The organism is Endothiovibrio diazotrophicus (genome assembly GCF_054657215.1).
This window is the reverse complement of record NZ_BAAHXB010000005.1, coordinates 1-19048: the sequence shown is the minus strand read 5'-3', so window position 1 is coordinate 19048 and position 19048 is coordinate 1. Positions and strand designations below refer to the sequence as shown.

At 60.4% G+C, this 19048-nt stretch carries 20 protein-coding genes and 1 pseudogene; 13 read left to right on the top strand and 8 right to left on the bottom strand.

The window, feature by feature from the left end; genetic code table 11:
• Positions 1-43: 43 nt before the first annotated feature.
• On the bottom strand, positions 44-1957 hold the full coding sequence (locus tag ACYQ2W_RS02470; protein WP_459863007.1) for a tetratricopeptide repeat protein: 1914 nt from the start codon (positions 1955-1957) through the stop codon (positions 44-46).
• A 633-nt stretch (positions 1958-2590) separates the two neighbouring features.
• Between ACYQ2W_RS02470 and ACYQ2W_RS02465 the strand changes: the two genes are divergently transcribed.
• From ACYQ2W_RS02465 to ACYQ2W_RS02435, 7 genes and pseudogenes are all read left to right on the top strand, one after another.
• Complete coding sequence (locus ACYQ2W_RS02465; RefSeq protein ID WP_459863006.1) at positions 2591-2872, top strand: hypothetical protein; 282 nt, start codon at positions 2591-2593, stop codon at positions 2870-2872.
• A 167-nt stretch (positions 2873-3039) separates the two neighbouring features.
• Complete coding sequence (locus ACYQ2W_RS02460) at positions 3040-3264, top strand: hypothetical protein (RefSeq protein WP_459863005.1); 225 nt, start codon at positions 3040-3042, stop codon at positions 3262-3264.
• 306 nt (positions 3265-3570) lie between these two features.
• Complete coding sequence (locus tag ACYQ2W_RS02455; RefSeq protein ID WP_459863004.1) at positions 3571-3855, top strand: toxin-antitoxin system TumE family protein; 285 nt, start codon at positions 3571-3573, stop codon at positions 3853-3855.
• Positions 3852-4202 (top strand): HVO_A0114 family putative DNA-binding protein, encoded by a 351-nt coding sequence (locus ACYQ2W_RS02450; protein WP_459863003.1) that lies wholly within the window; start codon positions 3852-3854, stop codon positions 4200-4202. Before ACYQ2W_RS02455 ends, ACYQ2W_RS02450 begins: the two co-directional genes overlap by 4 nt.
• A 51-nt stretch (positions 4203-4253) precedes the next feature.
• Positions 4254-4586: a PIN domain-containing protein gene (locus ACYQ2W_RS02445; protein WP_459863002.1), complete on the top strand. Its 333-nt coding sequence runs from the start codon at positions 4254-4256 to the stop codon at positions 4584-4586.
• 125 nt (positions 4587-4711) lie between these two features.
• Positions 4712-4939: pseudogene (locus tag ACYQ2W_RS02440) on the top strand (Lrp/AsnC ligand binding domain-containing protein); the annotation flags it as partial.
• A gap of 282 nt (positions 4940-5221) precedes the next feature.
• Positions 5222-9802, top strand: coding sequence for a preprotein translocase subunit SecA (locus ACYQ2W_RS02435; RefSeq protein ID WP_459863001.1), 4581 nt, complete (start codon positions 5222-5224; stop codon positions 9800-9802).
• Between the two features lie 240 nt (positions 9803-10042).
• Here the strand turns inward: ACYQ2W_RS02435 and ACYQ2W_RS02430 are convergent, their stop codons facing one another.
• From ACYQ2W_RS02430 to ACYQ2W_RS02415, 4 genes are all read right to left on the bottom strand, one after another.
• Positions 10043-10567 carry a DUF6036 family nucleotidyltransferase gene (locus ACYQ2W_RS02430; RefSeq protein ID WP_459863000.1) on the bottom strand — a complete coding sequence of 175 codons (525 nt, stop codon included), beginning with the start codon at positions 10565-10567 and terminating at the stop codon, positions 10043-10045.
• Positions 10554-10883, bottom strand: coding sequence for a hypothetical protein (locus tag ACYQ2W_RS02425; RefSeq protein ID WP_459862999.1), 330 nt, complete (start codon positions 10881-10883; stop codon positions 10554-10556). Before ACYQ2W_RS02425 ends, ACYQ2W_RS02430 begins: the two co-directional genes overlap by 14 nt.
• A gap of 354 nt (positions 10884-11237) precedes the next feature.
• Positions 11238-11588, bottom strand: coding sequence for a type II toxin-antitoxin system RelE/ParE family toxin (locus tag ACYQ2W_RS02420; protein WP_459863080.1), 351 nt, complete (start codon positions 11586-11588; stop codon positions 11238-11240).
• A gap of 11 nt (positions 11589-11599) precedes the next feature.
• Positions 11600-11875: a type II toxin-antitoxin system ParD family antitoxin gene (locus ACYQ2W_RS02415; RefSeq protein ID WP_459862998.1), complete on the bottom strand. Its 276-nt coding sequence runs from the start codon at positions 11873-11875 to the stop codon at positions 11600-11602.
• Between the two features lie 267 nt (positions 11876-12142).
• Here ACYQ2W_RS02415 and ACYQ2W_RS02410 point away from each other — a divergent pair, with 267 nt between their 5' ends.
• Together ACYQ2W_RS02410 and ACYQ2W_RS02405 are read left to right on the top strand one after the other, a co-directional pair.
• Positions 12143-12364: an AbrB/MazE/SpoVT family DNA-binding domain-containing protein gene (locus tag ACYQ2W_RS02410; RefSeq protein ID WP_459862997.1), complete on the top strand. Its 222-nt coding sequence runs from the start codon at positions 12143-12145 to the stop codon at positions 12362-12364.
• Positions 12361-12768 (top strand): type II toxin-antitoxin system VapC family toxin, encoded by a 408-nt coding sequence (locus ACYQ2W_RS02405; protein WP_459862995.1) that lies wholly within the window; start codon positions 12361-12363, stop codon positions 12766-12768. Before ACYQ2W_RS02410 ends, ACYQ2W_RS02405 begins: the two co-directional genes overlap by 4 nt.
• On the opposite strand, the gene ACYQ2W_RS02400 is transcribed toward ACYQ2W_RS02405, so the two are convergent.
• A complete protein-coding gene (locus ACYQ2W_RS02400; protein WP_459862994.1) occupies positions 12746-13177 on the bottom strand; it encodes a type II toxin-antitoxin system VapC family toxin in 432 nt (143 codons plus the stop codon). The genes ACYQ2W_RS02405 and ACYQ2W_RS02400 overlap by 23 nt on opposite strands.
• Complete coding sequence (locus tag ACYQ2W_RS02395; protein WP_459862993.1) at positions 13164-13424, bottom strand: hypothetical protein; 261 nt, start codon at positions 13422-13424, stop codon at positions 13164-13166. The genes ACYQ2W_RS02400 and ACYQ2W_RS02395 overlap by 14 nt, the downstream gene beginning before the upstream one ends.
• Before the next feature lie 115 nt (positions 13425-13539).
• On the opposite strand from ACYQ2W_RS02395, the gene ACYQ2W_RS02390 reads away from it, so the two are divergent.
• The 3 genes from ACYQ2W_RS02390 (at position 13540) to ACYQ2W_RS02380 (ending at position 16050) form a co-directional block, all read left to right on the top strand.
• Positions 13540-13863, top strand: a complete 324-nt coding sequence (locus tag ACYQ2W_RS02390) for a DUF3400 domain-containing protein (RefSeq protein WP_459862992.1) — start codon at positions 13540-13542, stop codon at positions 13861-13863.
• A gap of 308 nt (positions 13864-14171) precedes the next feature.
• Positions 14172-15332 carry an alkaline phosphatase family protein gene (locus ACYQ2W_RS02385; protein ID WP_459862991.1) on the top strand — a complete coding sequence of 387 codons (1161 nt, stop codon included), beginning with the start codon at positions 14172-14174 and terminating at the stop codon, positions 15330-15332.
• Between the two features lie 100 nt (positions 15333-15432).
• Positions 15433-16050: a uracil-DNA glycosylase family protein gene (locus ACYQ2W_RS02380; RefSeq protein ID WP_459862990.1), complete on the top strand. Its 618-nt coding sequence runs from the start codon at positions 15433-15435 to the stop codon at positions 16048-16050.
• A 362-nt stretch (positions 16051-16412) separates the two neighbouring features.
• On the opposite strand, the gene fusA is transcribed toward ACYQ2W_RS02380, so the two are convergent.
• The gene (fusA, locus tag ACYQ2W_RS02375) at positions 16413-18461 is read right to left on the bottom strand and encodes an elongation factor G (RefSeq protein ID WP_459862989.1); all 2049 of its coding nucleotides are present in this window, start codon (positions 18459-18461) and stop codon (positions 16413-16415) included.
• A 159-nt stretch (positions 18462-18620) separates the two neighbouring features.
• On the opposite strand from fusA, the gene ACYQ2W_RS02370 reads away from it, so the two are divergent.
• On the top strand, positions 18621-18866 hold the full coding sequence (locus ACYQ2W_RS02370; protein ID WP_459862988.1) for an HP1242/YdcH family protein: 246 nt from the start codon (positions 18621-18623) through the stop codon (positions 18864-18866).
• Positions 18867-19048 lie beyond the last annotated feature (182 nt).

The window sequence follows — 19048 nt, the reverse complement described above, 5'->3', positions numbered from 1 at the left end:
TAAGAGCTTGTTGGTCTATCGGGAAGCGGGTCGCGCTGACCTTTCACGCACCACGATGCCGGGCAAACCAATCGGCCATCCCACCCCGCCCAACCATCCGCTTCACCTCCCGCAACCGGCGCTCGTCATCCTCGTCCTCCACCATCGCCTCCAGCATCGCCAGCAGCGAGTCGACCTCCTCCTCCCGCCCCCGGGCATGGTGCAACGCGGCCAGGGCACCGAAGAACGCAAACGCCTCCTGAACATGCATCCGCTCCCGCGGCGCGACCTCCCCGAGCAGCCGCTCCGCCTCCTCGATCCGCCCCTCGTCGATGCGCACCTTGGCGAGGTTGCTGCGGGCGAAGAGGTAGTCGGGATGCCGCTCGACCACCTCGGCGAGCAGCGCCACCGCCTCCTCGTCGCGGTCCAGCTTGAAGTAGGCCGCCGCCAGATTGCCCATCACCACCGGGTTGCCGGGATGGCCGCGCAGGATCTCCCGGAGTATCACCTCCGCCTCCGCCGCCCGCCCCTCACGGAAATCTTCAAGCGCTTCGCCTAAACGCCGATGGCCTCCCTTGGAAAGGCCGCTCGGCACCGCCTCCCGATGAATCAGCCCGCCGAAGAGGCGCACCGAGGTCACCCGCCGGCCATCCCAGAACTCGACCGGCTCCTCCTCCGGGACGAACCCCCGCCGGCGCAGAAAGTTGACAATCTCCAAACGCTCGCGGTTGTTCCCCACCGCCAACCGGGGATACTCCCGCAGCAGCGCCAGCGCCTCGCCATCCCCCTCCTCACCGGCACGCACCTCCAGGCATAGAACGGCCAGCATCCGCACCTGCTCGTCACCCGCCCGATAGATCCGATCCAGATAGCGGTTGGGCGCGGTGATGTGGGAGACAGTCCCACCATCCCGCCTCGCCGCCTCCAGCCAACCGAGCGGGAGCAGCGGCGCGAGCGAAAACAGTTCGGGCTCAACGGCGCCACCCCCACCCCTTTCGAAGTGGCGGAGATTCGCGGTCGCCACCTCGAACTGCGGCGCCAGCTCCAGCGCCGCCTCCCACCCCCGCAACGCCAGCGCGATCCGCCCCAGACGCGCCGCCGCGCCCGCACCGTAGTGATGAAACAACCCGGCGAACGGCGATTGATCGGGCGTGGAGGCGAACCACTCCGCCCGAGTCACCGCCTCGAAGCGGCCCCACGCCGCCTCGTTCCACCCAAGCAGGAGCAGGCTCTCCAACTGCGGCAGAGCATCGTCCAGCCGGCTCGGCAGCGCCTCGGCCAGCGTGACGGCGAGCGCCTCCGCCCCGGCCTCGTCCCCACCCAGCAAGCGCAAACGCAGCGACCAAGCCAGCGCGAAGAGGTTCTCCGGGGAACGCGCCCAGGCCTCGAGGAACGCCTCCCGCGCCTCGTCGACCCGCCCCAGGTGAAACAGTGCCAGGGCGTGGTTGTTGCGCGCATGGGAGAGCTCCACCCCCGCCAGCCACTCGGCCGCGCCGGCGAAATCCTGCCCCTCCAGATGGAGCTTGCCGATGTCGAAACGCAGCAACACCTCCTCATCGACCCGCGAGCCGTCCGGCTGCGTGCATATCGCCCGCACCGTCTCCTCCGGCATCGGGAAGCCCGGCGTATCGCCGCCCAGCTCCCGCACCCGCCCGGCGGTGCGGGAAGCGAGCAGCAGATGCCCCTGCGCAGAGGCGAAATCGAGCAACGCCTGCTGGGCGGGAAGACTGTTGGGCCGCTCCCACGCCCAGGTGAAGGCCGCCAGCGCCGCCGCCGCCTCCTGCTCATCCAACGCCAACGCATCCACCAGCAGCCCACGCAGGCTGCCGTGCCCGGGGAACCGACGGATCAATCCCCGCAGCCGCTCCTCCGCCTCCCGGTACGCCCCCGCATCCAACAGCCGCTCCACCGCCTTGAGCTGCTCGGGACGCGGAGCCGCCTTGGCCGACACCTTGCCGCCACTTCGTTTTCTTGCCATGGGAATCGATCCAAATCGTTGATCACGAAAAGGCGCAAGGATACGCCCCCACACCCGCCGAAGCACCCCGAACCCCGGGTAGGGTGTGCCGACGCCGGGAGGCGCACCGGCCCAATCCCCGCGCCCGGCGGTCGCAGGCCGCCCTATAGGGCGGGCCGCGCCCGCCGCAACCTCTCCGCCGGCACCGACCGTCCACCCGCGGGTCACGACGCCACGCACCGCACCCCATCGGCGCAAGGAGGCTCTGCGTCCTGAAACGCCCGACAAAGCCCACCCCAGTCCCCCCAACGCCCCGGACACGCAAGCCCCCGGAAAATCGCCGCCCTCCCCGAAACCATCACTCTCACTGACGACCGACCCATTCACCACCCCGCCCACGAATCGATCATACTATTCTTACACACTGTTTTATATCGATTTTCAACCCGAAACCCCTTGCGCCACCCCGTCATAAACACTAACCTATAGGCATGATCATAACCACACCAAGGAGGCGCCCGACCCAGCAATTCATCACAAGGAAAAACGACAAAACCGGCCGCGAACGCGGCCATCGACGAAGGGTATGACCGCCCGGTGCGCAAACACCGGACGGGGCCCACGGGATCAACTCTTTCCACGGAACCGAATCCCATGAACCAAGAAAAGTCTACCACAGCGGCCGAAGCCGCCCCGCCCGTAGAGCTGGACCCCTGGACCCAGCTCAAGCCCGGCCTGTCGCGCCTCGATCTGAGCGCCTTCCTGGAGAACCGGATCCGCCGCTCCCGCGGCCTCAGCTACGTCCTGGCCCAGGGCGCCATCGGCCGCCACGGCGCCAGCCTGGAAGCCGACGAAGTCCATGAGTTTGCCTGGGCGCTGTGGACCCTCTCCGAGGAGATCCTCAACGTCCTCAAGCGACTGGACGAGCAGTTGTAGAGGGCCCAGGCCCTCGACCCGTGGGCGGGACCGCCACTTGACGGCTCCCGCCCGAATGCCCCCTCCCCATTGAACCGCCCGACGCCAACGCATCCTACCCATCCCATCCGTTGACCCCGAGAACCGAACCAACACCAAGCCGGGGCTGATACGGTAACGGCTCCGACGTGCCACCAAACCATTGCCGCTTGGTCCACCGCCGTCTGGAGTTCGACCTCGCCAAGCTGATCTTCCTCGGCGGCGGCGGAACCTTCGCCTTCGCCCTGGCGCTGGACCTCGACCCCGTCCACGGCATCTACATCGCCTCCATCACCGGCTTCGTCGGCATCATGCTACTGCTCAGCGCCCCCTCGCCGAGAACGCCGTCGATCAGGTTCAACCGTTCCGGGTGAAGCACCGGGATCCAATCCGTCTCCATGGAAAGCAGCGCATCATCGGGGGGCGCTGAGAAACTGGCCGAGGATGGACTGGCACCGATGACCTCCAGTTCGTCGGCGACGGCGGCACGGATCAGGAGTTCCAGCTCAGAAAAACCGGAGTCAAGAACCTGACCTTAATGCAAAAGGAAAGACCTCACGCGCGCGCCGCGCACGCGCGCGCGGCCGCCGCGAGCGGCGGCGTAAACGGTCGCGCGGGGCGGCGAGCCGTAGTCGTTGTCAAATTTGACAACGCTCGTTATTGTTGCCACGCTTGCCAACATGGACGCGCGCCTGATCACCCGAAGGAAGGAGATCCTATCCGAGACCGAAAGGGTCGAGATGGTGATCTGGGAAGTCCCCGCGCCCGTCGATCCATCGGAGCACCTGATCAAATACCGATTGGTCTATATCGTCGCCGGCGAAAGGATCGTCGGCTATGACAACGAGCGGGGTAAGGGCGACCACTGTCACCTGGACGGCGAGGAACGTCCCTACGTATTCACCTCCATCGAGGCGCTTGTCGAAGATTTTCTGTCTGAAGTGGCCAAACGGAGAGCCCCATGAAGCGAACCCTGACCATCACCATCGACGACGACTGGCAATCCGACCTCCGCCGTGCCGCCAAGCAAGCCGCCGCGGGGGGCTACCAGGGCGAACGCCTGGGTTTCGCCACCCCCGGTCTATTCTTCGGTAAACTCACCGAGCGGCGCTGGGAGCTGGTGCGGGTGCTGCAACGAGACGGGGTGGTCGGCGTACGCGAACTGGCCCGCCGGGTGGAGCGCGACGTCCGTCGTGTCCATGACGACGTGGGCGTACTCCTCGAACTGGGCCTTATCGAAAAAGACGACCAGGGCAAGCTGCTCTGCCCCTACGCGGATATCCATGTGGATATGCATCTGAAGGCGGCTTAGCCAAATTTCACCACCGAGACGGTAGCGATTCGTCAGTGCGGTGAAATCGACGTGACGGCGGAAAAATGCCCGAGGCCCCTGTTGGTGTCACGGGTGAGGAGCGGAAGGTCGAGCGCGGTAGATCAGCGGCCCTCGTTCAGCCGCCGCCTCCAACTGGGTCAGGCTCCAATCGAAGGCGGAACGCTTTCGATCCTCGCCTTCGACAATACAGATGCGTTGGAGGCCGGTCAGATCCGCGCCACGCTAGCGGAATCCGGCCAACTGACTGGGCCTTATGACCTCCAAATCGCCGGTCAGGCCCGTCGCCGGGGTCTTGTATTGGTCAGCAACAACCCTCGTGAATTTGAGCGGGTCAAAGGGGTGCGGCTTGAAAACTGGGTGTAAGAGTCGGGAAGTGCGAAAGGGGAAGGCGAGGACACAATCTCCCTCCTTTCAGTCGCGCATCACGCCCCCCCCCATCCCGCCTCGAGTGGCTGGATGCAAATTGCAAGACCTGACCCCGCGCGCCCTTCACCAACTTCGAGGAGAAGGTCGCCGAACTGCCGGAGGTGCTGGAGTGCCTGCTGATCACCGGCCAGGACGCCGACTACCAGCTCAAGGTGGTGGTGCGGGATATGGATGCCTTTCAGCATCTGCTGCTGGAAAAGATCACCCGAATCGATGGAGTGACGGAGGTACACTCCAGCTTCGTATTGCGGCGTGTGGTGGAGAGCACCGCGGTTCCGGTAGCTCCTTAAGCAGTTGAACGATGGAACAGGAATATCATGTTACGCATCAATCGACATTTTGTCGGAGCGATGAATATTGGCACCCTGGAGCACATACCCGATATCTTTTAAGTTGCTGGAGAGGCAAACTGGATTTTTCGCTCCAGTAAAATAACAAGAGACGCATTTGTCCTGTATTTCTTTATCGAGGAAACAAATTTTCTTTTACATGATTAACAGGCAGCATGGGAAGAGATGTGATATTGAGAAATGCTCGCCATATAAAGCACAACTTCTAGAGATGCAATCCCAATGAATCTTTTCGACTTGAGTAATCGTATCGCACGACTGATAGGTGAGCGCACTGTTCAAACCCGCACACGTTCGGTAGACAAACAAACTGCCATGCTGCGTAGCATCAGCGATTTCGACCTTCGTTCGCGATGTGGAGCCGCCCTGGCTGGAGAAGGGGAGCCTCGCTTCGGGGCTTCCAATGCCTGGGATCGGCTTCTATCCTTTTTGCGGGGATTATCGTTCCTCGGCGAGAGCCTGGATACGAGAACAACTGAAAACTTGGCGCTGGGCATTGAGGCATTCCGTCGTGTGCCTGCGGATTTGCCCGCGGGCTCGTTTTTATATAGAGAACAAGTTCGCGCCGCTGTCTCTCTGTGCGGACAAGTTTTGATACAAATGGATACCGGGGAAGGAAAGACCTATGCTTTGCTTCCAGCGGCTTTCGCTCTTGCGTGCAAACATCATCAAGTTTATATTGTTTGTGCAAACAAATATCTTGCGTGGCGTGATGCCGGACGAACACGAAACTATTGGAACTACGTGGGGCTTTCTGTTGGCCTTGCTCTCACTACCGATTCGGAAGAGTGGAGCCATCGAGTGGTTTATACTACGCTGGAGCAACTTATGTTCCGCGCGCTAAATGACGGTGCGGAATACATCACTCCCTCTTATCCCATCAGTTTTACAGCGGCTATTTTGGATGAAGTAGACTCTATACTGCTGGACCAATCTTCTAACAATTACAATATCACCGTATCTCTGAAAACCGAAGCATTCGACTGGTCCGATAGCTCGATATTAGCTAAAAACCTTGTTCCCGAAGACGATATAAAAGTCGATCTATTGTCGTTGACCGCCTGCTTAACGCCACTGGGAGAGGAGAAGTTAAAACAGAGCTTATCTCAGCGCAAAGCCGACTCCAGCCGATATCTGTTGATACGACAGGCTGTCGAACGCATGTTCATTGCCACAAGAATTGTACAGGAAGATCGTGATTACGTTATTCACGAAAGAACCGTTGTTCCTATTAGCCGCATAACCGGACAGCTGGAATTCTCGTCAACTCTAGATTGGGTGGTTGCCCTAGAGCAGCATCTGGGTTTTGACCCGCGAGGGGAAGCAGTCTCGATCCACTCCATGAATCCGAAACAGTTGCTTTCCCGCTTCTGTCATATATCAGGTGTGTCAGGCACGCTGGATACGGATGCGTTAGAGTATTTTGTGGATTATAGGTTGCCCACGTTGGTTATTCCGCCTCGTCGACAACGGGTCGATGGTTTGAAAGAGGATCTCGTATATTTGACATTTCCCGAAGCCGTAAGCGCCACTATTAACGAGGCGTTGACTGCTGCAAAAGATGGGCGACCAGTGCTCATAGGCACCCAGGAAATAGCTCACGCAACACATGTTCACAACATTCTTTCCTCTCAACTACCGAGCGACAAACGCCTATTTCTGGTGTCTGGAAAAAACGACAGTGATATCGCTGAAGTTTTCAAAACTGCGGGAGAGACTGATGTGGTCGTAGTTGCGACCCAGTTAGCTGGTCGCGGCGTGGATATACGTTTGAGTGAATCGGCGCGCCAAAGCGGAGGAATGCATTTAGTGTGTCTAGGGCATGCGTTTGAGCCTCGTTACGACCGTCAATTTCTCGGACGTGCCGGCAGGCAAGGTGATCCCTATACTGCAATTTTTATCTCTTCCCTAGAAGATCGTGTGGTCAAGATATTCGCGTCTGATCGAGTATCCCAATTTATGCAAACGCTGGGCATAAAAGAGAATGAGGCTATCTCGCACCCATGGGTAACAAAATCGATAAAACATGCCCAGGACAAAATACATTTTTACAACTTCTCATATCGTCAGCACAGAAGCCTGTTGTCTTATGTCGAAGAGCAAATTAATCCACAAATAGGTGAGTGGATGGAATTCGTTCAACTGCGTGGAAAAACCAGCGAAGACACTCTGGGCGACCTTGAATATGGCCTTTCCCGCTCCTTTATTCAGTGGTTGGTTCTGCGATATATAGATAAAGAACTAAAAACTCTACTCGACGCTTACTCGGAGGTTCGAGCCAAAGATGGCATTCAAGTCGCGCGAATTCTATCTGATACTATAGGCATTTCATACGAAGATGCCCGCCATGCAAGTCTAGAAATTGAGGGCCGAACCCCCAAAACAGCACACAGTGTTCTTTCGGAATGGATCACTGAACGACTTACCTCGGTGCTGAATCGCGCATCGAAACAATATTGCGTCTGGCTGAAGGCATTTGTCAGAGCCAAAAAAACTCATGATCGTCTACTGGAGGATGTTGAGCAACTTGCAGAACAAATTCATGGGCTGGATGGCCCAACCACAAAGCAGCTCGCTTCCCAAATTCGAACGCATATAGAAAAATTAAAATCCGACCCATCTGATAGCGATTCCGTTCTGGCCATTCAAAACACGCTATCTAGCATTCTAGTGGAACTTCGCCAAATAATTCGCAGTCGAAATTGTTTCGACGATATTCTATTTACGTCGTTACTGATAACCTTGGGATCGGCTATGGCCAATGTGATGGAGCGCATAGATTCCGGGTGTTTTTGCAGATATCTTCTTCGCCTGTCGCGTCGACCACGAGATATTGCTCATTGGTGTATATTTTTACCTTGGTCTGAATTTATCGAAGAAAGGGCGCGAATTATTCACCGCGTCAAACAGCAGGAAGACAGCGCGATGGAACAGTATAGAATGATTACTGATCGCATCCTGAATGCCTGGGACAAAGTGGAATCCGCATTGCCAGCATTCACTATACGCCACCTCCTACTAGCCGAGAGCGCGGAACGTCTAAACTATCTATTTATATACGAAGATTTCTCTATAACAACAGAAACCAAACCAAAATCTAACTTTGAATGGGATGCGAGCCATTTGAATCTTTCTTCTGCAGAACGAAGTTCGGCGCGCACCATAAACTCTCTCATTAGTGAGTTCGGAGGGCATTCAAATATTCATACAGAGGAAAGTTTTGGGCCAGACAGTCTTGTCCATTTGCTAACACGCTTTCTAAATGAAGCGCCACTGCACACATTACAGACTCCGGATCGAATTTATACGGCCATCGGGCGATGGAGGGACCTAGAGCGGGCAGAAGGAGTGGCTGAATCTCGTCAAAAGATAAATCATCGGTGGATTCGTCTTTTTTTGCTGTTCCTGCGAGAGCGTCAATTGGTTGGCCCACTTCCCGTTTGGAGAACTCGCGCGCTAGCGTTTGCGAAAAATATTAAGAATGCCATATTGGAAAGGCGAACCGGGCTGGCGCTGCTTAGCAGTGGTATTTTCCTGGCGGCTTTTATGCTGCTGACATACTACGGCCCTACAGGACGACCTGTACATACCGACGGCTGGTTAATAATGGTCGACCTCCTTGCTTTTGGTGGTTTGCTAGATATCGCCCCTGTTACTGCTGCAACATTTTCCAGCATGGTTGCAATGTTTGTTATTTCGCACTTAATTTTTCGAAATCGGTTCCATATAGACTCTTTGTATATCACAGGATACTCTTTCATTCTTATACCCCAGATCGCCATTTCTCTGTTGGTCACGCCATGGGCATGGTCGGGAGGCAATTTTTTTTCTATCTCTGGGCAGATTCTTTTCTTTGCCTCTGCAATAATTGTCTCCCGCATCGGGCAGTCCATCGCTTTCAACGTAGAGAATTATTCTGGCTTATCTCTTATGGCTGTCTGGCTTGCATATTGTTTTTTATTACAGGGAACGCCATATATGATTTCCCAGAATGTGAGCGAGCTACAAGGATGGATTGTTTTTGGAGTTCTTTTTTCGGCATTCGTCGCGTGGGCGTGGATCAATCGAAAGGAAGTTGTTCTCGTTTCTGCACGAACCAACACAAACTCTAGCGTCAAATCCGAAAATATAGAAACCGCTACCTATATCGCCGGAGCTACCGGTGTCGAGCCTCACATATACAGCCTTTTGGTTGCCGGATCCACCCACGCGGCGATGGAGTCCATTTCGCCGGGAATGGATAGTCACGGAATCTGGTCAGCTATCACGTATGCGCTGGTGCTGTTTTATGGGGCAACGGCGCTGATTGGACGCCGCCTGTTTTCTTCTTTGTGGTTGAAGCGGCTAAGCGAGCGTCGGCAAATCATAAAAGGAATGGACACGCAACAAGATACTGTGCAGCATCTAAAATTCATCGAAAAGACGCTGGTCATGAGGGAGTGCGGCATGTTTCTTTTCTCGCTCCTTGCGGTGCTTTACATTTTCCGGGGACAAACAGAGTCTGCCACAGGAATGCATCTTGGTATTTTTGCTCTCTTTCTTGCTGCGGCTAGTTCTAGTTGGGTAATGCTCGTTTCCCAGCAACTATATCGCATGCTCGTTAATCGCGCGCCCATACGTCATCAGTTGTTGGAGGTGTCGGACATTCCAATTGTCAACGATGACCAAACTAAGCTGGAGATCGCAGTTGATTGGCTGAAACGCAACGTATACAGCTTGCTGGTGGCAGTGTTTATGATTATTCAAACAATACGCATCTTGGGGCAGATTTCGGACTTTGTCATCCACCAATTGACCCACTAAGGAATTAGCGGGACACCCATTGCAAAGAGCGCGATCTAACCTTATTCGTTATGCCGAAATATAAAGAGGGGAGGCCTATGCCTCCCCGAAGTTGTGTTGGGGTCAAGGACAGCGCCGCTGATACTCTCGCAGCACCGTATCGGTATCGCGCAGCAGCTCGTAGAGCAATTCACCGGTGGCGTTGGCCAGCCTGCCGTCGACCGAGCCATGGGGTCAAGTCTTTCACGTTGCCAGCAGGACTCACCCCCCATCCCGCCGAACCCTCCCCTTGACCACTTCGAGCCTTTCCCGATCAAGCTCCGTAGCCTCCACCCGCGCCAACAGCGTTTGGACGTCCGCCATACCACTCCTCACCACCAGTGAGCAGAACTCCAGGTCCTTCTCCCGGCCGGCCACATATTTGGAAACCAGCAGATCATGCACCTCCAGGCAAAGCCCGGTCACGCCTCGCGTGTTTTCATTCCGGATAGGGATCAATCGTTTCTTCCAGCCTCGGGGAAGAACCGCGGTGGTGGTTTCCACACCATCGGCGTAGTAACCATACTCCTCATGAAACGGCGACCCCTCGCCGAGAACACCGTCGATCAGGTTCCACCGTTCCGGGTGGAGCACCGGGATCAAATCCGCCTCCATGGAGAGCAAGGCATCGGCGGGGGCGTTGGGAAACTGGCCGAGGATGGCCTGGCTACCAACGACGATGACCTCCAGTTCGTCGGCGACGGCGCCGGCGGCGCGGATCAGGTGTTCCAGCTCATGACGCTTCACGATCCGCCTCCTTGAGAATTCGCCACCGCTCCCGAGCGCTGATCACGCCGGCGAACGGAGAGGAGGAGCGCAGTCGAACGGCCCGCTCGGCGCGGGAAGTGAGTAGCTCCAGAATGGCATCGACCGGACCGTCGAGCAGGGCCATCCACTCCCTCATCCAACGCGGACGCTCGTCGTCGCCGTATTTTTTCGCCCAGCGATCGAGATTGGCGCGGGCACGAGCGATCACCGCACCGGGATCGCTGCGCAGACGCTCGGCAATCACCCGGTGCTGGGCGAGGATTCGGTGTTCGATTTTGCGCTGAGCGTCGGGCACGGGTCTTGTCCGCGGGATGGAGACTCGGAAACGGTTTGCGTTAAGCATACCGGAACTCGTCGCCGCCGATCTGTCATGAATTTCAGGACGAAGCCCAACATGCTTACAACCCGGATCAGCGGTCGGCAAGGAGGGTTTGAATCAACGGATGGTCCCCCTCGGAAAAGGGATTCACCACAGTGACTCCGCGCCACACGAATCCCTCTTGAAGGTCTTTCGTTCAACAGCAGGCGGCAGCCGCTCTCGGCGGTGACCGAGAGGATGAGCGCGCCCAAAATCTGTAGGCGGTGATCCACCGCGAGGTCGAAGGCCGAGTCACGAGCCGGCATGGAAAGCGGTTCGAAAGGTTGTCGCTCATCCCGGCGGCTCATCCATCAGATGCTCTTCGAGCATCTGGCGTTCGTGGAAAAGGCGGGCGACGATCACCACGCCCGACCGGTCAATGAAAAACGCGATGAGGTGGCGGGGATGACGTACCGGAGGATAGCCGGCGCGGTTTCGACTCCATTTCAGGTGGTAGACGAAGTATCCGGCACGGATATCGTCGATGGGTCGAACACCGACCCGCGCCGCGTCTGCGGCCAGATCCTGCAAGGCGTGATCGATCAGATGCCGGTAACGCAGCAGGGAGGACTCTCCGAACCGGGTCCCACTCCATTGAAGTATCCGTGCGATATCCCGACGGGCCGGGCCGGTGAGGCGCACGTGGCCCAACCCTATGCCCCCTGTGCCGAAAGGGAGGATTCGTGCTCGATCTCCTCAAGCAGTGACGGGGTGTAGTCGTACAGGTCATCGGCGGCAACGGCGGCCTCCGCTTCGTCGAGGGCGGTGCGCAGGGCCTCCAACCGGGCCGCCTCCCGCTGCTCGCGGCTCTGCAGCAGGCGCAGCCCGTCCCGCAACACTTCGCTGGCATTCTGGTAGCGCCCCGAGGCGACGAGTCGTTCAACCATCTCCGCCTGTTGGTCGGTGATCACCACGTTGCGAGTCGGCATGGAAAGCAGCTCCAGTAGAGGTTGAAGGAGATTCCATTGTAGCCCGGTTGGCAATATATGCCATACCAACAAGACGCCACGATAAGATCAAGGAGGTGTCAACCGTGGACGGTCGCCCAGGCGTACCTTCCGTTGGACTTCCGCGTCGGCCCCTTTCGGGCGGCATCGCGGTCGATAGCTCCGAAAGTCGGCCATTTTGTCGCGAAATGGCTACCAACTGGTAAGAGTATTACTCTTACTGTCGTACCGTTCCATTGAGGCACCATCATGCGCGTCACCAGCAAAGGCCAGGTCACCATTCCCCAGGCGATCCGCGAGCGACTCGGCATCACCGCCCACAGTGAAGTGGACTTCATCGAGGAGGGCGACAAGGTGGTTTTGGTCAAACGAGGAGATCGCCGCCCCACCCGGTTCCACCATCTGGTGGGGAGCGCCTCGGTGCGCATGACCACCGACGAGATCATGCAACTCACCCGAGGCGAGGAGTGAGCGGGACGCTGGTCGATACCTGCGTCCTGCGGGATGTGGTGCAGGGTGATGCGAACTGGTTGGATTGGAGCCTTTCCCAGCTCGAATCCGCGGCCGAGCGAGCGCCGCTGTTCTACAACGACATGGTCTACAGTGAGCTCTCCATCGGCTTCGCGACCATCGAAGAGGTCGAGGCGACCATCCGAGGATTCGGGCTTGAGCACTTGGCAATGCCGAGAGAGGCGCTGTTCCTCGCCGGCAAGGTCTTCCTCGATTACCGTCGCGACAAGGGGCAGAAACGGGCACCGCTACCCGACTTTTTCATCGCTGCCCACGCCGCTGTGACCGGTCTTCCGCTGTTGACGCGGGACACCCGACGAGTACGAGGGCACTTTCCTACGGTTACCCTGATCTCTCCTCACTAAGCAGCAGGTTCCGGAACGGTTCGCGGTTCTTCCAGCGATAGGCCATGAAGTCCCGCTGGTCGGTGGAGAGGATGCGCCCGTGCCCGAGATTCTCCGCCAGCAGGACCAGCGATGCGTCCGCGAGGTCCATCGGCAGGTCGGCATACTTTTCGATCAGCGCGTTGATGTGGGGAATGTCGCCTTGTTCCAGCGCGAAGAGCTGAACGTCACCGTCGGCCAACAGCGCCAGGAAGCGCTGTTCGGCACGAACGTCCAGTCGGTTGGCGAGCAGGTGGCACGTCTCGGTGACGACCGGCCAAGTGGTGATGAGGGGTTCGCGCAGAGAGGCAAGGGCTTCGACCGCTGCCGGATGGTGCCGATCCCGTCGGTTGGCCAGCGCCAGGAAAAAGCCGGTATCAGCGATGACCATGCTTGTCGCCGAGCTGGCCGGAGAGTTCGTCCTTGTAACGGCTGGAAAGCGCTTCATCCCCTTCGGCACAGCCGACGAAGTCGCTCTCTAGCAGGCGGCGGACACCCGCGCCTTCCCGTCGCCGTACCTCGTCGTAATAGAGGTCGATGCCCCGCTTCACCACGTCGGTCACCTTGCCGTGGCCGGTATCCAGCAGATAGGTAAGCTTGTCGGCATGCTCGTCGTCGAGCCGTGCGTTGATCCGCATGGGGCGTCTCCTCCCGGCACTGTACGCACCGCAATCGTAGGCAATATGACGCCGTCATACAAGACCGACGAGGCCCCTCGAAAAATCCCACCTTCACCGCCCCGCGAGCGCTCCCGTGCGGTACGAACGCTGCTGCGGCGAGGCCGGCACGTTCGCCGTCTCACGGCCGGACGTCGCCAGTCAGGTGCGTCACCGCAAGGCCCGCGAGATCGCCAATGGGATCCATGCGCTGCACGGCAACGCCGAAGAGATGCCCGAGGTGAAACCGCTCACCACCTGCCTGGCCTGTCTGCAAGGATTGTCGCGTTGTCGGGACGAGGGCGGACTCACCCCTGATTATGTGGTGATTGAGCTGGCCATGCGGTTGATGGGGGAGAATCGGCAGAACGCGTTCATCAACCGGGTGAACGGCGGCGGAATCGAACAGGTGCTACTGTAAGGGCTCGCGAAGGAATAACTTCCTGTCTTGGGGCGTCGAGACGCCCCTCCGGCAAGGCGCGCAAAGGGGCGCATGCTCGTTGTATGCAACCCTTTGTGCAACGCCGCCGGAGGGAATGGATCGGCGTCCCAAGACAGGAAGTTATTCTTTCGCGAGCCCTAAGGGCTCGCCCTCTGCATCCTCGAAGTCCACAAATGGCTGCGACGACGGCGGGGCGAGGACGCCGGTCGGCTTCACCACGCCACCGTATGGACTCAGGATGCGGATTTCGAAGGGTTGGCCGGAATCGAGCTTCGAAGGAAACCGGAATGACACCTCCTGACTACCACAGCCGCTCCATCGTCAATCTGATGGCCTCCCTCACCTCCGCCCTGGGCGGCGACGAGGGGATCTACGCGCCGCTGACGGCACTGCCGTCGGAGCGGCTGGCCTGCACCCGCAACGTGGTGCTGCTGGTGCTCGACGGCCTCGGCTACCACTGGCTGCGCGAGCGGGCGGCGAGCAACCTGGCGCAGTGCTGCGTCGGCGCCATGAACTCGGTCTTCCCCCCCACCACCGCCTCGGCGATCACCACCTTCCTCACCGGCGAGGCGCCGCAGCAGCATGGGCTGACCGGCTGGTTCGTCCACTTCAAGGAGCTGGGCGGGGTGGCGGCGGTGCTCCCCTATCAGCCGCGGGTGACGCGCAAGACCAGCTACGCCGACCACGGGATCGAACCCGCCGCCTTTTTCGGCCACACCCCGCTGATGGATCGCCTGGCAGTGGAGTGCCACAGCGTGGTGCCGCGCTGGATCGCCGACTCCCCCTTCAACCGCGCCCACCAGGGCAGGGCGAAGCTCCATCGCTTCAACTCCATGGGCGGCTTCTTCCGCGAGGTCACGCGGGCGGTGCGCGGCGGTGGCGGACGCAAGTACGTCTACGGCTACTGGCCGGAGTACGACGCCCTGGCCCACGAGCACGGCACGCAGAGCCGGCAGGTGGCCGAACAGTTCGAAGCGCTGGACCGCGGCTTCGGTGCCTTGCTGAAATCCTTGGCCGGCACCGACACGGTGGTGATCGCCACCGCCGACCACGGCTTCATCGACACCACTCGGGAGCGGGTGGTCCACCTCGCCGACCATCCCACGCTGGCCGACTGCCTGGCCCTGCCGCTGTGCGGGGAGCCGCGCGCCGCCTACTGCTATCTCCACCCGGGCCGGGAGAAGCGCTTTCTCGATTACGTGGGTGAGCACTTCGACCACTGCTGCGAGGCGGTGGCGAGTGAACGGCTGATCGATGAGGGGTGGTTCGGCCTCGGCGAGCCACACCCGCGACTGTGGCAGCGGGTCGGCCACTACACCTTGATGATGAAGGAGAACTGGGTGATCAAGGATCAACTGGCCGGCGAGAAGGCGTTCCACCATGTGGGCGTCCACGGCGGAACCAGCGAGGCGGAAATGACCGTGCCGTTAATCGTAGCCACCCTGTAGGAGCGGCCCCAAGGCCGCGATTCTTCCCGAACATCGCGGCCTTGGGGCCGCTTCTACAAGTGACCGAAGACACCCGACACACCGAGGATAAGGACCTATTTTGCCCACCATCCAACAACTCGAAACACACCAATCCGCCCTCCGCGCCTGCACCGCCTGCCCGGCGATGATCGGCCCGGTGGTCACCGGCCGGCCGGTGGTCTCCAAGGTGATGCTGATCGGCCAGGCACCGGGACCGAAGGAGGGGGCGTTCGGCCGTCCCTTCGCCTGGACCGCGGGGAAGACGCTGTTCAAATGGTTCGCCGGGATCGGCCTGGACGAGGAGGCGTTCCGCTCGCGGGTCTACATGGCGGCGGTCTGCCGCTGTTTTCCCGGCAAGAAGCCGAAGGGCGGGGATCGGGTGCCGGACGAGGAGGAGATCGCCCGCTGTGCCCGTTGGATGGCGGCGGAGTTGGCGATACTGAAGCCGCAGCTGATCATCCCGGTAGGGAAGCTGGCGATCGGGCGGTTCGTGGCGTTCAAAAAGCTGACCGAGGTGATCGGGGCACGTCACGTGGTCGATCTGGAAGGGTTCAGCGCTGACATGATCCCCCTGCCCCATCCCTCCGGGGCCTCCACCTGGCACCGCACCGAGCCGGGCAAGGGGTTGCTGGAAGAGGCGCTGGGGCGGATCGCCGATCATCCCGCGTGGCAACGGCTTTTGCAAAGCCATGTCTGAGTCAGCTGTTGCGACATTTCTCAACGGGTACGGCCTTGTCGCGAAGTGCCCCCGTTCCGCATGGCGGCCACGGGCCGCCCTATAGGGCGCGCCGTGCGCGCCACGGTGACCGGAGCCCGCATCGTTGAAGGCTTGTACCGGCCTATTCGCGAAGTTCTTTCCGACCGGTGCGCCTCCTGACGTCGGCACACCCTACCCAAGAACCCTCGCTTTATAGGGTGGGCCGCGCCCACCGCGGCCTCTCCGTCGGCACCGACGCTGAACCGGGATTCAACGCCGCGGCGGGCACGGCCCGCCCTTCTATGCCCACACACGAAAACAGGCCGGCGCCGCTCCCCAAGAGCGGCGCCGGCCTGTTTTCGTCAATCTTCCTCTTCCCGCGGCTTCCACTGCGCCGCCAGCTCCTGCTGCACCGTGTGCGGCGCCGGCTGGTAGTGGCTGAACTCCAACGTGTAGCTGCCGTGGCCGCCGGTCATCGACTTCAGCTTGCCGGCGTAGTCGGCCAGCTCACTCAACGGCGCCTGCGCCTCGATGGTGAGATCGCCGCCGGGCAGCGCGCGGGTGCCCAACACCTGGCCGCGCCGACCGGTGAGGTCCCCCGACACCGAACCCATCGCATCCGGCGGCACCACCAGCTCCAGGCTCACCACCGGCTCCAGCACCAGCGGCTTGGCGTTGGCCACCGCGCTGAGGAAGGCGTGCTTGCCGGCGGCGACGAAGGCCACCTCCTTGGAGTCCACCGAGTGGTGCTTGCCGTCGAGCACCGTCACCTCGATGTCCTGCATCGGGTAACCGGCCACCGCGCCATCGGCCATTGCCTGACGCACCCCCTTCTCCACCGCCGGGATGAACTGGCCGGGGATGGTGCCGCCCTTCACCTCGTCCTTGAAGACGAAGCCGGCGCCGCGCTCGAGCGGTGCGATCTTCAGCGACACCTCGCCGAACTGGCCGGCACCGCCGGTCTGCTTCTTGTGGCGGTACTGCCCCTCGGCTGCGGCGGCGATGGTCTCGCGGTAGGGGATGCGCGGCGGGCGGGTGGAGGCCTCCACCTTGAAGCGCTCCTTCATCTGCTCCAGGGCGACCCGCAGGTGCAGCTCGCCCAAGCCGCGCAGCACCAGCTCGTTCTGCTGCACGTCGTGCTCCAGCACCAGACAGGGGTCCTCGTCCACCAGCCGCTCCAGCGAACCGGAGAGGCGCTGCTCGTCGCCCCGCGAGCCCCCCTCCACCGCCAAGCCGAACACCGGCACCGGGAAGGGCAGCGGCTTGAGGTGGATGAAGTCCTCGTCGTGGGAGTCGTGGAGCACCGCGTCGAAGTGCAGCTCGTCGACCTTGGCCACCGCGCAGATGTCGCCGGGGATGCCGGCGTCCACCTCGATCTGCTCCTTGCCCTGGAGCTTGAACAGATGGCCCACCTTGAACGGCTTGCGCCCGTCGCCGACGAAGAGTTGGCTCTCCTTGGTCACCGTCCCCTGATGGATGCGGAAAATGCCCAACTTGCCGACGAAGGGGTCGGCGGTCACCTTGAAGACGTGGGCGACCACGTGCTTCTGCGGGTCGGGCTCGGCGGTGAAGGCCTCGGCGGCGCTCCCCTCGCCCTTGAGGAAGGGGCGCGGGTTGCCCTCCAGCGGGTTGGGCATCAGCCGCTCGCAGAGCGAGAGCAGCTCCTTGATGCCGGCGCCGCTGCGCGCCGAGGTGAAGCAGACCGGTACCAGGTGCCCCTCGCGCAGCGCCTGCTCGAAGGGGTCGTGGAGTTGCTCGGGAGAGAGCGACTGCCCCTGCTCCAGGTAGAGTTCCATCATCGCCTCGTCCACCTCCACCACCTGATCGAGGATCTGGCCGTGGGCATCACTGACCGAGGAGAAGTCGGCCTCCCCCTCCGGGTTGTAGAAACAATCGACCACCCGCGAACCGCTATCGGCGGGAAGGTTGATCGGCAGGCACTCGGCGCCGAACTCCTCGCGGATCGCGGCAACCAGTGCCGGCAGGTCGACGCCCTCGGCGTCGATGCGGTTGACGATGATCATCCGGCAGAGCTTGCGCGCCGCCGCCCACTCCAGCATCCGCCGGGTCACCGGCTCGATGCCGGACTGGGCGTTGATCACCACCGCCACGGTCTCCACCGCCGGGAAGGTGGCGATCGCCTGGCCGATGAAGTCCGCCATGCCGGGGGTGTCGATCAGGTTGACGTGGATGTTGTCGTGGTCGAAACCGACCACCGCGGCGGAGAGCGAGTGCTGGTAGCGCTTCTCCAGCGGGTCGAAGTCGCAGACGGTGTTGCCGCGCTCGACCGAACCGGCAGCGGACAGGGCGCCGGCGGCGTGGAGCAGCGCCTCCACCAGGGAGGTCTTGCCGCAGCCGCTCTGGCCGACCAGGGAGAGATTGCGAATGGCATCGGAGGTATAGCGGGGCATGAGTCCTTCTCGTGTTGAACGGCGGAAAAAATGGGAAGTTGGGGTGAAACTGCTGTCAATCGTAACCGGTCAGGGTCTAAACTTGCTTTTAAAAATTCCCGACGACCATACACCAAATAGCAAAATCCGTTTCCCCCCCGCCACACTTAGGAGGCATTCATGTTTGGAGAGCGCCACGACCTGCCCCACGAGTTCCCGGAGCACGCCGAGCTGATCACCCGCCTGCACGAAGAAAATGCGGAATTCGCCGCGCTGATGGACGAATACACCGCCCTCGACGCCGAGATCCTGAAGATCGAACAGGAAGGCACCCCGATCACCGACGAACACGCCGAAGAGCTGAAGTTCAAGCGCGTCTCGCTGAAGGACAAGCTCTACGCGATGCTTCAGAGCCACGCAGGCTGACGAAAGAAGGGGCCACGGCGGCCCCTTCTTCATTACGATGCCTATTTCAGCGGGCCGCTTGCGCGGCCCGTTGTCGTTCCACCGCCCCCGGTTTCATCCCGGAGATGCTCGACACCACGGTATGGAACGGGACCCTCCCGGACACCGGCGAGCGCTACCTCGGCACCGACGTCCGGCAAGCC

Bases quoted from the DNA above. Each gene is read 5' to 3' on its own strand.
- ACYQ2W_RS02470 (WP_459863007.1), bottom strand. From the start codon at position 1,957: ATGGCAAGAAAACGAAGTGGCGGCAAGGTGTCGGCCAAGGCGGCTCCG.
- ACYQ2W_RS02465 (WP_459863006.1), top strand. From the start codon at position 2,591: ATGAACCAAGAAAAGTCTACCACAGCGGCCGAAGCCGCCCCGCCCGTA.
- ACYQ2W_RS02455 (WP_459863004.1), top strand. From the start codon at position 3,571: ATGGACGCGCGCCTGATCACCCGAAGGAAGGAGATCCTATCCGAGACC.
- ACYQ2W_RS02450 (WP_459863003.1), top strand. From the start codon at position 3,852: ATGAAGCGAACCCTGACCATCACCATCGACGACGACTGGCAATCCGAC.
- ACYQ2W_RS02435 (WP_459863001.1), top strand. From the start codon at position 5,222: ATGAATCTTTTCGACTTGAGTAATCGTATCGCACGACTGATAGGTGAG.
- ACYQ2W_RS02415 (WP_459862998.1), bottom strand. From the start codon at position 11,875: ATGCCGACTCGCAACGTGGTGATCACCGACCAACAGGCGGAGATGGTT.
- ACYQ2W_RS02410 (WP_459862997.1), top strand. From the start codon at position 12,143: ATGCGCGTCACCAGCAAAGGCCAGGTCACCATTCCCCAGGCGATCCGC.
- ACYQ2W_RS02400 (WP_459862994.1), bottom strand. From the start codon at position 13,177: ATGGTCATCGCTGATACCGGCTTTTTCCTGGCGCTGGCCAACCGACGG.
- ACYQ2W_RS02395 (WP_459862993.1), bottom strand. From the start codon at position 13,424: ATGCGGATCAACGCACGGCTCGACGACGAGCATGCCGACAAGCTTACC.
- ACYQ2W_RS02385 (WP_459862991.1), top strand. From the start codon at position 14,172: ATGACACCTCCTGACTACCACAGCCGCTCCATCGTCAATCTGATGGCC.
- fusA (WP_459862989.1), bottom strand. From the start codon at position 18,461: ATGCCCCGCTATACCTCCGATGCCATTCGCAATCTCTCCCTGGTCGGC.
- ACYQ2W_RS02370 (WP_459862988.1), top strand. From the start codon at position 18,621: ATGTTTGGAGAGCGCCACGACCTGCCCCACGAGTTCCCGGAGCACGCC.